This is a genomic window from Streptomyces sp. NPDC046759, assembly GCF_040645475.1.
Taxonomy (GTDB): Bacteria; Actinomycetota; Actinomycetes; order Streptomycetales; family Streptomycetaceae; genus Streptomyces.
Genome location: NZ_JBEYYJ010000021.1, coordinates 71213 through 83729, shown reverse-complemented (window position 1 = coordinate 83729; position 12517 = coordinate 71213). Strand labels below are relative to the sequence as shown.

The window sequence follows — 12517 nt, the reverse complement described above, 5'->3', positions numbered from 1 at the left end:
GTGCAGGGATTGCTCCACAGCTCCAGCTCGATCAGGAGAGAACACTCATGTCCGCTGCTGAACTCACGCCGCCGGAGGCGGCCCTCTGGGCCGACCGTGCAGGGCTCCCACTGCGGGCCGACCGGCACGCCGCGGTGGCCGCCACTGCCAACCACATCCACTCCGTCGTCACGGTCCTGCGGGAACTGGACTTCGGGGACACCCCGCCTGCCGCCGCCTACCGCGCGGGAGAGGAGAAGAACGATGCAGCCGCATGAACTGTCCCTCGCCGCAGCCGCTGACGCGATCCGGGCACGGAAGCTGTCCCCCGTCGAGCTGGTGGACTCCGTCCTCGACCGGATCGAGAAGGCGGAACCGCACCTGAAGGCCTACGTCACCGTCACCGCGGAACGGGCACGCCGGGCGGCGCGCGAGGCCGAGCAGGAGGTCGCTGCCGGCCGCCTACACGGCCCGCTGCACGGTATCCCCATGGGGCTGAAGGACCTGATCGACGTCGCCGACGCGGCCACCACGGCCAGCTCCCGGGTCCGCGCGGACCACCGCGCGGAGGCCGACAGCACGGTCGCCGCGCGTCTGACCGCGGCCGGCGCGGTCCTGGTCGGCAAGACCCACACCCATGAGTTCGCCTACGGTCTGACCACCCCGCAGACCAACAACGCCTGGGACCAGGATCGAGTCGCGGGCGGCTCCAGCGGCGGATCCGCCGTCGCCGTCGCCGCGGGCACCGCGACCTTCACGCTGGGCACCGACACCGGCGGGTCGATCCGGGTGCCCTCTGCGCTCAACGGAGTCGTCGGCCTCAAGCCGACCTACGGCCTCGTCCCCCGCCACGGCATCACGTCACTGTCCTGGTCGCTGGACCACGTCGGGCCGATCACTCGCACCGTCGAGGACGCGGCCCTGGTCCTGACCGCCCTGGCCGGCCACGACCCCCGCGACCCCGCCTCCCTGGCCACGTCCGCCGCGGACTACCGGCCGAGCGCGCATACGGATCTGACAGGGCTGCGTGTCGGTGTGCCGCGCAACTACTACTTCGACCACGTCGACCCGGAGGTCGAGGCCGCCGTCCGGCGCGCCATCGCCGAACTCGAGATCCTCGGCGCGCGCCTCGTCGAGGTCGAGATCCCGATGACGCGCTACATCCAGGCCACCCAGTGGGGCCTGATGGTGCCGGAGGCCACCGGCTACCACGAGCGAACCCTGCGCGCGGTCCCCGAGCTGTACCAGGCGGACGTCCGCATCCTTCTCGAAGCCGGCGAGCTGATGCCGACCGGGGACTACCTGCGCGCCCAGCGCTCCCGCACCCTCATGCGGCAGGCCTGGGCGCGCCTGCTGGAGGAGGTCGACGTGATCGCCGCGCCGACGGTCCCGGCGACCGCGGCAAAGGCGGACCAGTCCACTCTCACCTGGCCGGACGGCACCGTCGAGGGTGTCTCCGACGCCTACGTACGCCTCTCGGCCCCCGCCAACATCACCGGGGTGCCCTCGCTGTCCGTGCCGGTCGGACACGACACGACAGGCCTGCCCATCGGCATGCAGCTGCTCGGCCGCCCCCTCGGGGAGCCGGCGTTGTTGAGGGTCGGCCACGCCTACGAGCAGACGCAGCCCACGCGCCGGCTGGCGGCGGTATAACGAACCGACCGCGTGGCCCCGGGCCGGACCGGCCGGGGCCACGGACGAGCACTTGAAGCAACATATTTGCTTTAAGGTGGTTGTATGAGCCGAAAGTCAATGGTGCGCCCCGGCGGGCGCAGCGCCAGGGTGCAGGCGTCGGTGCACGCCGCCGTGCACGAACTCGAGGCGGAGGTCGGCCGCGAAGCGCTCACGGTCCCCCTGGTGGCAGCCCGCGCCGGAGTCACCCCGTCCACGATCTACCGTCGCTGGGGCGATCTGCAGGAGCTGCTGTCGGACGTCGCGGTCGAGCGCCTGCGGCCCGAGACGGCGCCGGAGGACAAGGGAAATCTGAGGTCCGACCTCGAGGCCTGGGCCGAGCGGTTCCTCGAGGAGATGGCCGCCCCCACGGGCCGCGCCTACATCCGCGACGCCCTGCTCGGTGACCCGGACGGCAGCAACGCCGGCCAGTGCTCCGCCTACGCGGCCGAGCAGATCGACGTCATCCTCGACCGCGCGGCCGGCCGCGAGGAGACCACACTCGACGTCGATACGGTCCTCGACCGCGTCGTCGCCCCCATGATGTACCGCATCCTCTTCCGCCCCGACGGGCTCGACACCGCGTACGCGCGTCAGCTGGTGACAGGGCTGGTCGGCTCGACCGACCACTGACCGAACGCCTCCGCGAGCGGACTGTTCCCCTGAGGCCGGATGCTCAGCCGGGTGCCGTGTACTGCTCCTCGGTATGTCGTTGCAGGCACTGGCAGATGGTGCGTCGGACCAGGAGCGGGTTGCCGTGCCTCGCAGCAAGGGTGCGTGGGCGGTATGTCCGGAGTGCGGAACGCGGCGTCGATGGCCCGGCACTGCGCAGCTCCGTAGGAGCCGGTGCACTCGACTCCAGCGCGGATGACCAGGCCTGAGGAACGGGCCCAGTCCAGCAGTTGCTGGTAACCATCGGCCGTGTCAGGAAAGCTCCGGGAGTCGATCAGCTGCCCGTGGTCGAGACCACGGCTGCCACGTGGGCGTCCTTGTGGGTGTCGACACCCAGGACGACCTCACGACGGCAGTCATGGTGAAAACGGATCGGCTGGGCCATGCTGGCACTGGTCATTGGTCTCCTGCCATCGAACCGGAGCTGTGGCCGTCGCCGGGCTGGCAAGCGGTCAGGACTGTGACGGTGCCTGTCGCGAAGGCCCCTATCGGGACACACTCGCCGGCCTGGCGGCAGCAAGTGCCGTCCCGGACAGTGGCCGACAGATCAAGACTCAGGACAAGGTAGTCAGTCGTATCGCGGGTCAGGCCACTGCCGAGACGGCACAGCATCCTCACAGTCATATCTCGTGGCCACCGCGCGGTAGCGCTTGGGGTGGTTGATGCCGCATTCCACTGCGTGGCGCTCCTTGTAATCGACCTTGTCGAACTTCGGTGGACGACCTCCGCGAGAGCCGAGCTTCTTGCGGTTGCGGACCTGGTCAGCCTTCTCCGGGATGGTGCAGCTGATACCGCGTCTGCGTAGGTAGGTGCGGTTCCCGCGGGAGCCGCACGCCTTATCGGCGCGGACCTTGTCCGGTCGGGTTCGCGGCCAGCCCCGACCGATGCGGGGCACCCGGATGCCCTCCAGGACCGGCTGGAACTGCGGACTGACGTGCCGCTGGCCAGCGGTGACAAGCAGCGACAGCGGCTTTTGCCCCGGCTCGACCGCCAGGCGCAGCTTGGTGGTCAGCCCGCCGCGCGCGGCCGCCTTGGTGAATGCGTCCTGGAGATGGCGCAGCCGCTCGGCCGTCAGACCGAGGGCTTCCACGTCCGCGCGTGACTCCCGCAAGGCTCACAGCGCCGCCAGGCCGATCACCTCCCCAGGTTCGGCCTCCGGCTCCTAGTCGCCATGCCCGAGGCTGGCGACCGGGGTGGGCACGAGCAGCTGCTCGGGGATCGCCGCCTGCTGGTGCGCAACCACGTCGGACGCCCGGCCCCGCGCGACAACGGTGCGCAGCTTCTCGCGAACCACCGCGCCGGCACGGACGGCCCGCTCGTACCGCAACGGGACGCGGGATATCTCCCACCCCCGGCTCCAGGTCCGAAAGACCGGGGCACGGCCGGTGCGCCCGGAGCGGCCGGGGGCTGCACGTCCGGTGCTGCGGGCAGCGGTCGGGGGTCGGAGAGGAGGCCGGCCAGCGACCAGCGGGCGTTTAGAAGCGGTGGGCCGGCATCAGACCGCGCAGCGTCTTCGGCTCGCTGATGTCCAGGCAGTACGTGGTGATGGCGGCGTCCACGATTCGCTCGTCCAGGCCCGGCTCGCGGCGGCGGCCACGCACGACGAGAGCAACGTGACGGCAGGCCTCGGCGAGCAGGTCCCGGCGGTGGAAGAGGCCGCCGCCGTTCATCGCCAACCCCGTCGCGGCGGCATCCACGGCCGCCAGCGCGACGTCGACCACGGCAGCGACCCGGGCTCTGATTTCGGCAGCCGCGGCGCGAGCGCACTCAAGGCTGGGTTGTTCTTCCGGGATGCTCACGAGCGCTGTACGGCCACTGGTTCACCGTGATGGCCGGGCGCCGGGGCAGGTCGTCCGCTCGCGGTCGTCGCCCGGCCGGACTACGGCAGAGGGCCGACCGGGTGCGGAGGGTTCGGCGTACGCCGGGCTGCGCGAGCGGGTCAACTGGACGGCGATGCACACGGGTTGGGCAACCGGCCCGGCTCGCGCTCAGCGGCGTCCGTGGCGGCTCGGCCCGGTTGCGGGGTGGGAGCGGTCGGGCGGCCTCGGCCCGCTCCTCCTGCTCGCGCACCCGGCGCTCGTAGTCCTCCCGGGCGCCGATCTCGGCGGCGGTGCGGCGCGCGAGCGTCGGGGCGGCCCAGGTGCCGATCGCCCAGGCGACGGTGGCGGGCAGGACAGGCGCGAGGAGCAGCAGCGTCCAGCGGCCGCCTGCGGCCGAGGCGGCGTTCCTGCGCTGCCGGGAACGGTGCTCCCGCCATGCCTGTTCGGGGGTGGGGATCTCCACCGGTGCGCGCCGGGTGCGCACGAAACCCGCGAGGAGGCTGAGCAGGCAGGCGACCGCCGTCACCGCATACACCGCGGTACGTGCGGAGCGGGGCACCCCCACCGCTTCCCAGAACCCCGCGTAGAAGGCGGTGACGACGAGCCCGACGAACAGCAGCAGGGCGAGCTGTATGCAACCATGTGCGATCCGGCGCAGCCAGTACCCGGCGCCCCGGTCGAACCAGGTGGTGCCCAGGCGCGGAATCGCCGCCGGCTCCACCTGCTCCCCGGTGGCGCCGTCCGCCGCACTCTTCATGTCGTCCCCACCAACATCAGAAGATCTTGTGCCACAGCGCCTTGGACTTGTCGCTGAGCCAGTGGCCGGTGCCGGTCACCATACCCTCGCCCGCGTGCCACGCCTGGGTCCCGGAGTGGCCGATGCCGTACAGCGTGCCCACGACCGCGCCGTGGTCGTCCCAGTCCTCGCTCCAGTGCTCGTGGAACAGCTTGCCGGCGAAGGTTCCCACCCCGACGACGACCGCGCCGCCGACCGCGGCCGTGGCGACTACCCCGTCCACCGGGATCGAGGCCGCGAGAGCGACACCGGCACCCAGGGCCACCACGCCGCCGCCCACATCGACGAGCACCGAGTGGCCCCAGGACCAGCCCTCGTCGTGGTCCTGCTTGGCCTCCAGACCGCCGACGGCCACCGTGGCCGCGACATCGATGACCAGGATCTCCTTGAGGAACCGAGGAGCGCCCTCGGCGAGTTCACTGCCGCGCAGGACGTCCGCCATCTTGTAGTTGAGGTACCGGTCGTACGGCATCTGGGAGCTGCCGTTCTCCAGCCCGGCCAGCCGCCCTTCCAGGCTGTCGAGTTGGTCGGCGGCGGCCTGCCACTCCCCGCGGAGCTTGAACGCCTTGGGGAGGTTCGCGTCCGCCGTGCGGAACTTGGCCTCCTCGTCCTTCAGCGCGGACAGCGCCTTGTCGTGCTCCTCCTGGGCGTGCTTGATGTCGTCGGCCATGTCCAGGCCGAGCGCCCGGTCGCCCTCCGCCCCAGCGGTCCACAGGCCGCGCAGGTAGTCGGCGACCACGATCTTGTCGCCCTTCTGCATCGGCTCGCTGGGGTCGATCTCGGCGTAGAGCCGGCCGATGTGCTTGGCGGCGAGGAGCCGGGCACGCTGGGCCTGGTGCATCAGCTCCGTGTAGAGGGTGGTGTAGTCGTCGTTGTCCTTTATTGCCTGCACCTCCTTCGCGGAGGGCGGGTTGTTCGCCGCGAGGGGGACGGGCTCCCCCTTCGGCCCCATGGACACGCCCTTCTTCTGGGCGACATGGGCGGCGTTCTGCAGTGCCGTGTTGGCCGAGGACAGGTTGGTGGCCAGGTCAGTGAGCTCCTTTCCCATGGACCGACCAGGCAGCCGCCTCCGCCCACACCGCCGCCAAGGCCGCCGCCTCCGCCGACCGGGCCGCGAGCGACGCAGCCACCTCCGCCGTCGACGCCGCCGGCTCCGCCCAGTGGGCGCAGGCATCCGCCAGCGCCGCCTACACCGCCGGAGCGCAGGCCCGGGCCTCCGAAATAGCGGCCGGCAAGGACTCCAAGGCCGCCGACCAGGCCTTCAAGGACGCCTTCCAGGCCGCCGTGCAGAAGAAGGAAGCCGCACGCAAGGCCGTCGAGAAGGACACCGGAGCCCAGGACGAAGCACGCTATCGCTGCGGCATGCTCGGCTGCGAGCCCGTGGAACGCCCGGCCCGCTACTGCCAGCACAACGAAGTGCTGTGCGACCTCGGTTCCATGGGCCCCGGCGCCCAGGCCGCAGCCGACGAACTGTGGACGGTGGAGAAGGACTTCGGCCTCGGCAATGTGTACCCCTGCAGCAAGGGCGACATCGAAGCCTGCACACAACTCGCTGCAGACCAGACCTTCCGTTCCAAGTTCAAGCTCCTCGAACGAGGGCTAGAAGCGCTGCAGGACCTGCGCCGCCTCCGTTACATGAAGGGGTGCACCCAGTGCTTCCCGGCCGGCACCAAGGTCCTCATGTCCCACACCAGGCCGCGAAGCATCGAGACGATCCACCCGGGCGACACAGTCGTCGCAACGGACCCACTGACCGGCCGCACCGCGCCCCGCAAGGTCAGCCGTCTCATCGTCACCGACGGCGACAAACACTTCGACGAACTCACCATCACGACCCCCGACGGCCTCCGGAAACTCACCGCCACCTACGAACACCCCTTCTGGAGCCCCTCGGCGCACCAGTGGGTCAAGGCCCACGACCTCACCCCCGGCAGCACCCTGCTCAGCACCGGCGGAACCACCGTACGCGTCCAGGCGAACCGCACATTCGACCAGCACACGCGCACCTACAACCTCACCGTCGACGACCTCCACACCTACTATGTGCTGGCAGGCACCACGCCGGTGCTTGTGCACAATTCAGGGTGCCCGGCGAATCTGGATGATGTCTGGCACGAGGGAAGTTTCGAGAATCCTGGGAGAAGCTTCCAGTACCACTGGAAAAAGCACGGTGAGCCATTGAATGTTCCGCCCGACAAGTATTTGCAGGATGCGACGGACTGGGCGAAGCCACTGACCGAGCCGGGAGGCAAGAAAGGTTACAATCAAAAGCGGATGCCGTTCCCGGATGGTAATTGGGGCGTGAAATACTCAGATCCCAACGGAGGTATGGGCGGAATGATCGGGCCGGACGGACGAGTCATTTCCTTCTGGTACGACGAGAATCACTAGGAGCCGGGCAAGACATGAATCTCAGTTTCCTGGACGCCTACACCCTCTGGCTCGACTTGCCGTTCCCTGGGAAGGGATCGACGAAGGACCTGATTCTGGCACACAGCGATCTGGTGGAAGCCGATGAGTACGTGACGACCGTTATCCGATATGTGGAAAGCGGGATCTTCAAGCCGGCTACGGTCGATGTCCTGGCGATGCTTCAAGAGCTGATGCGGCGGACGGATCGACTCAGTGACACGGCATCGGACGACGACCAGGCCGTGGCCCGCTCGCAACACGCGTACGCAGCGCTGCTCGACCTCGTATATCGGCAGTTCCTCGAGGCGGGAGGTTCGCATGAATAGCAGAATCGCCTTCCTCAGCACCGGCTCGAACCGTCCGGCCGCCTGAGTAGAATCACCGGAGGGCCCTGCCCCGGCAACTGCCGGGGCAGGGCCCTCCGGACCGGGAAGTTTACCTACGCCCTGAGCGGGACCAGCACCCGAGAAACTGCTGCAGAACCTGGCGAACGACGTATGCCGGCTCCAGATAGGGTCAGCCTGCCAGCTCCACGTGACCCCGGCGCACATGCACGGCATCTCCTTCGCCGACCTGCTCGCCCTGCTCCGCTTCGTCGCGCCCTACGCCGGCTATCCCGCCGCTGCGGACGCCTTGCAGCGCCTCAAGGAGGTCGCGGCGAAATCGGCATGGACATGAATGAGCTCGGAAAACCGGCCATCGCCACCACCAAGGACCGACCGGCCCGAGAACCTCGTGAGCAGCGACGTCCGGTTCCTGAACTCGCGCACCACTCGAGCATGGTCCGAGCAGTGGCTCAGCAGACAAGAACGAGCAATCGTCGCCTTGACGACCGACGTGGGCCACCAGTCTTTGTGTCGAGTCGCGATGCCCCGCCAGGCCTTCAGCTTGTTGATCAGGCGCTCGACGGTGTTCCGTTCTTTGTAGAGATCGGTGTCGTGGTGGGTGGGGCGGCCGCCTCGGCTGCCTTTCTTCTTCCGGTTGGCGGCCTGGTCCTTCTTCTCCGGGATGACTGCCCTGATGTTGCGTTTACGCAGAGCGGTTGGCGCGGGGGGAATAGGCCTAACCTCGATCTTTCGTGACGGCCGTCGGTTCTTTCGGTGAGCCGTTCCGCTTGTTCGGGTCGGTGGTGGGCACGCTGATGGCCCGGCTGTCGCGTCGGGTGGGCGCCGGGTTCCACGGGTTCGGCGGGGGTGGTGCTGCTCGCAGGGACGGGAACGTGCTGGTCAGCCAGGGTTCGGGAGGGCTTCGAGCCGTGCCAGGGCGTCTGTGATCACGTCGGTCCAGGGCCAGTGGCGTGCGAACCTCAGGTGCCGGCGGCGGGCGGTGGTGACGATCTGGGCGGCGGCGGAGAAGAGGCGGAGCCGGAGGCGGCGGGGCTCCCACCTGCGGATTTCGCCGGTCAGAGTGAGCATGGGCATCCAGGCCAGGAGATCGAGGGCGATCTGGACGATCTCCAGCCAGATTTGGTTCTGCGCGGTGTCGTGCAGGGGCAGGTTGCGCAGGCCGGTGGCGCGGGCAGCACGGATGCGGTCCTCGGCCCTCGCGCGCTGGCGGTGCCGCAGTTCGAGTGCGGCGATCGGGACGCCGGTGGTGTTGGTGGCGAACGCGGTGAGCCGCAGGCCGTCGGCGTCGGTGAAGCGCAACTGGGCGCCGGGGTGAGGTCGTTCCTTGCGGACGATCAGCCGCATTCCCTTCGGCCAGCCCTTCAGGCAGTCGCCGGACAGCTCGGCGACCCAGGCGCCGTCGCGGATCTCGCCGCCCGGCTCGACGGCCACCGTCCATGCGGCGGTCGGGACCTTGAGAACGGCCTGGTGCATGGCGTCGGTGATGGTCATGCCGACCGAGTACGACAGCCACCGCCCTCGCTGGGCGAGCCAGGCGACGAACTCGTGGGTGCCGCCGCCGGAGTCGGTGCGGATCAGCGTCTGGCGCCCTCGCCGGTACTTCTTCGGCAGCTGGGCCAGGGCGAGTTGAGCCGTGGTGATGTGGTCGGCGGCGGTATTGCTGCCTGCGTTGCCCGGCCTGAGCAGGCCGGCCACCGGCTCGCCGCTGCCACCTCTTCCGTGGTCGACGAACCCCATCAGAGGATGGTGTCCGAAGGTCTTCTTCCAGGTCGCGGTGGCGTCCTGCTTCTCGGAGTGGGCCAGCACGAGCACCCCGTCCAGGTCCACGATCACCTGCCCTGCAACATCCGGAGCCGCGGTTTTGGCCACGTTCCAGACACGCTCGCGGGCTTCGGCCCGCGCGGCCCGTATCGCGGCCAGGGCCTTCGACCCCGCGGCGGCGAGGGTGTCGATCAGGCGGGAGACCGTCGGGTCGGAGGCCACTGGTCCGAACACGGCCGGCTCGGCCCGCAGCATTCCGACATCCGCGAGGCAGTCCCCGCCCATGGCAACCGCGAGGGCCAGGTCCAGCAGGATCTTCCCCGGATCGTGCACCGCCCGCGAACGTCGCCATGACATCAATGCCGTCGACATGGCCTGGTCCAGCCCAGCCTTGCGGGCGGTCTCGACCAGCAGCACGGTCCCGGCCTGGGACACCACCCCGTGGCCACCGCCCTCAACGCGGACACGTGGATAGGACCCGAAACGCTTCTTGACCTGGGAAGTGCCTCCGACGGTGGCAGGAACAAGGACCTCGACAATCCGCATTCTTGCTGGTCAGAGGCACTTTTTGCTTGCCTGACCATCCGTCGGACAACCCGCTTCATTAAGACGCCGTTTCATTTGGTGAGCTGGCGGTGACAGATGAGGGCTGCTGCTATACCGACGAAGGCGAGGAAGTGTTCTGACTTTCGCTCGTAGCGGCGGTGCAGGCGTCGGCAGCCGGCCAGCCAGGACACGGTCCTCTCGACGACCCAGCGGTGACGGCCCAGCCGCTGCGAGGACTCGATGCCTTTGCGGGCGATGCGGTGGCGGATGCCTCGCTTGCGGAGCCATCGGCGCAGGTGGTCGTTGTCGTAGCCCTTGTCGGCGTGGAGCTTGGCCGGTCGCCGGCGACGTGGGCCACGCCGGGAGCGGATCGGCGGGATTCCCCGGACCAGCGGCTTCAGGCCGAGGCTGTCATGCATGTTGGCGCCGGAGATGCCCAGCGACAGAGGGAGACCGTTCCGGTCCGTGATCAGGTGGATCTTCGATCCGTTCTTGCCGCGGTCGGTCGGATTCGGTCCGGTCAGTGGCCCCCTTTTGCGGCCCTGAGGCTGACGGAGTCGATGGCGCACCGCGACCAGTCCAGCTCCCCTCTGGCCCCGAGCTCGTCCAGGAGAACGCGGTGCAGCCGAGCCCAGACCCGGTCCTGGCTCCACCGGGCGAAACGCCGGTAGACCGTCGGCCAGGCAGGGCCGAACACCGGGGGCAACTGCCGCCAGGTGCACCCCGAGGTGGCCACGAAGATGATCGCCGCCAGGCATTCGCGGTCACCCGCCCGCCGTCGGCCGCCGCCCTGCGGACGTATCACCTCCGTCGGCGGAACCACCCGCCGGAACAGCGTCCATAACTCATCCGGCACCAACCGCTCAATCAGATCCGTCATGCACGGCTCAACGAATGATCACGCCAAAGGAAACGACCTCTAAAGCGCGAGGCTAGTAGCAGCAGGTGGCGATGCCATCAAAGATGGTCGGGTCCCCCGCGAACTCGACGCCCCTCAGTGGCGACGGCGAGGACTTTCACTCCCGCCGACGTTCCTCTGCGCCGCAGTCGGACGCCTGCAGGACCGTGGAGCCGAGGTACTGGGCGGCGAGCAGGGCGACTTCAAGGTCCGTATGTCCTGCCTGGATCGAGTGACCCATGATTTCCTCGGCCTTGTGGATGCGGTAGTGCACAGTGTTCTTATGCAGGGTTTGGTGGCTCGCTGTAGCGGTGTAACTGCCCCCGGTTCCCAGGAAGTCGTGCAAGGTCTCTCGCAATCTGGCGCACTGCTCGTCGTCGACGGCCAGTGGGCCGAGGACGTTCCCCACCCAGGCACACAGATCCGGGAGGTTTTTGCACATCAACGCGACCGGCGCGACCTGGGGGTAGGCAGTGAGCCGGTGACCTGGACTCGCCGCCGTAGCTAGCTCTTGTGCGCGCAGCGCCTCCCTGTTCGTGCTGCGGAACCCCTCGATGCCGCGCTTCACGCTTCCAGTGCACACCCGCACGGAGGGCTCGCCGTCTTTGACCACACTGGACAACCGTTCCCAGGAAACCTCGCTGCGTGAACCCAAGGGCAGCCAAGCCCAGGCCAGCGTCTCGTCTCGAGGTATGAACAGCGGCCTGCCAGGACAGTCGAGTTCCTTTGCGATCACGTTGGTGAGCCGGTCGAGCCGGTCCAATCCGGCACCGCCACGCGTCAGCGCCGGCAGCCAAACCGCCAGCCCAAGGTGATTTTGTCGCAGGCGGTAGCCGAGAGCGGCTTCCGCCGAGTCAAGGTCTACCTCTTGCTCGGCGAGGATGTCCCGCACCCGCGCGGCACGCATAGCGACCTGGCCCAGCAGCCAGCGGTCTCGCTCCAGGCGGTACACGTCGATGACCTGCTCGGTGATGCTGTCGATGTAACCGAAGCTCACGTTCAGCATGCGCCGGTTGACGGCGGCGGAGACAACGCCGTCGGCGCCCCGGCGAGCAAGCTCGTCCAGGCACCATTGCAAGAAACGCCAATGCCCGATCCTGTAGGCCCGGATCAGTGCAGTTACAGGAATATCCCTCTGAGCCAATCTCCTGGCGTGCTCGTGGGCCGCCGTGGGGACCTCGAGATTCTCCAGAGGAATGTCCTCCTCAAAGATGTGCAGCAAAGTAGCAACATTTTCATCGACGCTCGCCCGCAGGATTCCTTCTAGTAGGTTGTCATCGCTGATCTTCGGGATTTCAGCGAGCAGTTCTTCCCATACGTCCCTGGAGACCTCCGTGATGTGTGACTCTACGTTTGCCGCGCTCACGGACAGTTCCCGTGCGGGCTCCAGTCTTTCCACGCCCATGCTCAAAGACTACAAGGCAGGCGATCAAAGAGCCTGGCACGTGCTTAGGGATCAGTGGTGCGGGAGGCGTGGTTCGGATCCACTTCCACACCTTGGCATAAGACCAGCGCCCGTGCCGTCACTGTCCCTGTCCCTGTGTCCGCCGTACTGCGGCACAGCCGAGCGGTGAGTCATTTGTTTCGATGTCACAAACTACAACCAGGAAATGGT

At 68.3% G+C, this 12517-nt stretch carries 12 protein-coding genes and 3 pseudogenes; 6 read left to right on the top strand and 9 right to left on the bottom strand.

Annotated features, from left to right (window positions below; all coding sequences use genetic code 11):
* Positions 1 to 47 precede the first annotated feature (47 nt).
* The 3 genes from ABZ919_RS26530 (at position 48) to ABZ919_RS26520 (ending at position 2283) form a co-directional block, all read left to right on the top strand.
* On the top strand, positions 48 to 257 hold the full coding sequence (locus tag ABZ919_RS26530) for a hypothetical protein (protein WP_361252451.1): 210 nt from the start codon (positions 48 to 50) through the stop codon (positions 255 to 257).
* On the top strand, positions 244 to 1632 hold the full coding sequence (locus ABZ919_RS26525) for an amidase (RefSeq protein ID WP_361252449.1): 1389 nt from the start codon (positions 244 to 246) through the stop codon (positions 1630 to 1632). Before ABZ919_RS26530 ends, ABZ919_RS26525 begins: the two co-directional genes overlap by 14 nt.
* Positions 1633 to 1716: 84 nt before the next feature.
* Positions 1717 to 2283, top strand: a complete 567-nt coding sequence (locus tag ABZ919_RS26520) for a TetR/AcrR family transcriptional regulator (RefSeq protein ID WP_361252446.1) — start codon at positions 1717 to 1719, stop codon at positions 2281 to 2283.
* A 197-nt stretch (positions 2284 to 2480) separates the two neighbouring features.
* Here the strand turns inward: ABZ919_RS26520 and ABZ919_RS26515 are convergent.
* The 5 genes and pseudogenes from ABZ919_RS26515 to ABZ919_RS26495 form a co-directional block, all read right to left on the bottom strand.
* A pseudogene (locus tag ABZ919_RS26515) lies at positions 2481 to 2707 on the bottom strand (transposase); the annotation flags it as partial.
* A gap of 183 nt (positions 2708 to 2890) precedes the next feature.
* Positions 2891 to 3412, bottom strand: a complete 522-nt coding sequence (locus ABZ919_RS26510) for a transposase (RefSeq protein WP_361252444.1) — start codon at positions 3410 to 3412, stop codon at positions 2891 to 2893.
* A 385-nt stretch (positions 3413 to 3797) separates the two neighbouring features.
* The gene (locus ABZ919_RS26505) at positions 3798 to 4043 is read right to left on the bottom strand and encodes a hypothetical protein (RefSeq protein ID WP_361252442.1); all 246 of its coding nucleotides are present in this window, start codon (positions 4041 to 4043) and stop codon (positions 3798 to 3800) included.
* 46 nt (positions 4044 to 4089) lie between these two features.
* Entirely contained in the window at positions 4090 to 4899 is an 810-nt protein-coding gene (locus tag ABZ919_RS26500; RefSeq protein ID WP_361252441.1) for a hypothetical protein, read from the bottom strand.
* A 16-nt stretch (positions 4900 to 4915) separates the two neighbouring features.
* Positions 4916 to 5986, bottom strand: coding sequence for a hypothetical protein (locus ABZ919_RS26495; RefSeq protein WP_361252438.1), 1071 nt, complete (start codon positions 5984 to 5986; stop codon positions 4916 to 4918).
* 593 nt (positions 5987 to 6579) lie between these two features.
* Here ABZ919_RS26495 and ABZ919_RS26490 point away from each other — a divergent pair.
* From ABZ919_RS26490 to ABZ919_RS26480, 3 genes and pseudogenes are all read left to right on the top strand, one after another.
* Positions 6580 to 7026 (top strand): annotated as a pseudogene (locus tag ABZ919_RS26490) (polymorphic toxin-type HINT domain-containing protein); the annotation flags it as partial.
* Between the two features lie 317 nt (positions 7027 to 7343).
* A complete protein-coding gene (locus ABZ919_RS26485) occupies positions 7344 to 7676 on the top strand; it encodes a hypothetical protein (protein WP_361252435.1) in 333 nt (110 codons plus the stop codon).
* Between the two features lie 208 nt (positions 7677 to 7884).
* Positions 7885 to 8028, top strand: coding sequence for a hypothetical protein (locus ABZ919_RS26480; protein WP_361252613.1), 144 nt, complete (start codon positions 7885 to 7887; stop codon positions 8026 to 8028).
* Positions 8029 to 8204: 176 nt separating this feature from the next.
* On the opposite strand, the pseudogene ABZ919_RS26475 reads toward ABZ919_RS26480, so the two are convergent.
* The 4 genes and pseudogenes from ABZ919_RS26475 to ABZ919_RS26460 all read right to left on the bottom strand — a co-directional run.
* Positions 8205 to 8442 (bottom strand): annotated as a pseudogene (locus ABZ919_RS26475) (IS5/IS1182 family transposase); the annotation flags it as partial.
* A 134-nt stretch (positions 8443 to 8576) separates the two neighbouring features.
* Complete coding sequence (locus ABZ919_RS26470) at positions 8577 to 10004, bottom strand: IS1380 family transposase (RefSeq protein WP_361252432.1); 1428 nt, start codon at positions 10002 to 10004, stop codon at positions 8577 to 8579.
* A 71-nt stretch (positions 10005 to 10075) separates the two neighbouring features.
* Positions 10076 to 10884, bottom strand: a protein-coding gene (locus tag ABZ919_RS26465) for an IS5 family transposase (RefSeq protein ID WP_361252430.1) whose coding sequence is annotated in 2 segments (ribosomal slippage) — positions 10076 to 10534 and positions 10537 to 10884 — 807 coding nt in all. Because the reading frame shifts where the segments join, the coding sequence is not laid out codon by codon here.
* Positions 10885 to 11020: 136 nt separating this feature from the next.
* Entirely contained in the window at positions 11021 to 12307 is a 1287-nt protein-coding gene (locus ABZ919_RS26460; RefSeq protein ID WP_361252428.1) for a helix-turn-helix domain-containing protein, read from the bottom strand.
* Positions 12308 to 12517 lie beyond the last annotated feature (210 nt).

What these genes read in the sequence shown, in the direction of transcription:
- ABZ919_RS26530 (WP_361252451.1), top strand. Translation starts at nt 48, where the DNA reads ATGTCCGCTGCTGAACTCACGCCGCCGGAGGCGGCCCTCTGGGCCGAC.
- ABZ919_RS26495 (WP_361252438.1), bottom strand. Translation starts at nt 5,986, where the DNA reads ATGGGAAAGGAGCTCACTGACCTGGCCACCAACCTGTCCTCGGCCAAC.
- ABZ919_RS26520 (WP_361252446.1), top strand. Translation starts at nt 1,717, where the DNA reads ATGAGCCGAAAGTCAATGGTGCGCCCCGGCGGGCGCAGCGCCAGGGTG.
- ABZ919_RS26485 (WP_361252435.1), top strand. Translation starts at nt 7,344, where the DNA reads ATGAATCTCAGTTTCCTGGACGCCTACACCCTCTGGCTCGACTTGCCG.
- ABZ919_RS26500 (WP_361252441.1), bottom strand. Translation starts at nt 4,899, where the DNA reads ATGAAGAGTGCGGCGGACGGCGCCACCGGGGAGCAGGTGGAGCCGGCG.
- ABZ919_RS26460 (WP_361252428.1), bottom strand. Translation starts at nt 12,307, where the DNA reads ATGGGCGTGGAAAGACTGGAGCCCGCACGGGAACTGTCCGTGAGCGCG.
- ABZ919_RS26470 (WP_361252432.1), bottom strand. Translation starts at nt 10,004, where the DNA reads ATGCGGATTGTCGAGGTCCTTGTTCCTGCCACCGTCGGAGGCACTTCC.
- ABZ919_RS26525 (WP_361252449.1), top strand. Translation starts at nt 244, where the DNA reads ATGCAGCCGCATGAACTGTCCCTCGCCGCAGCCGCTGACGCGATCCGG.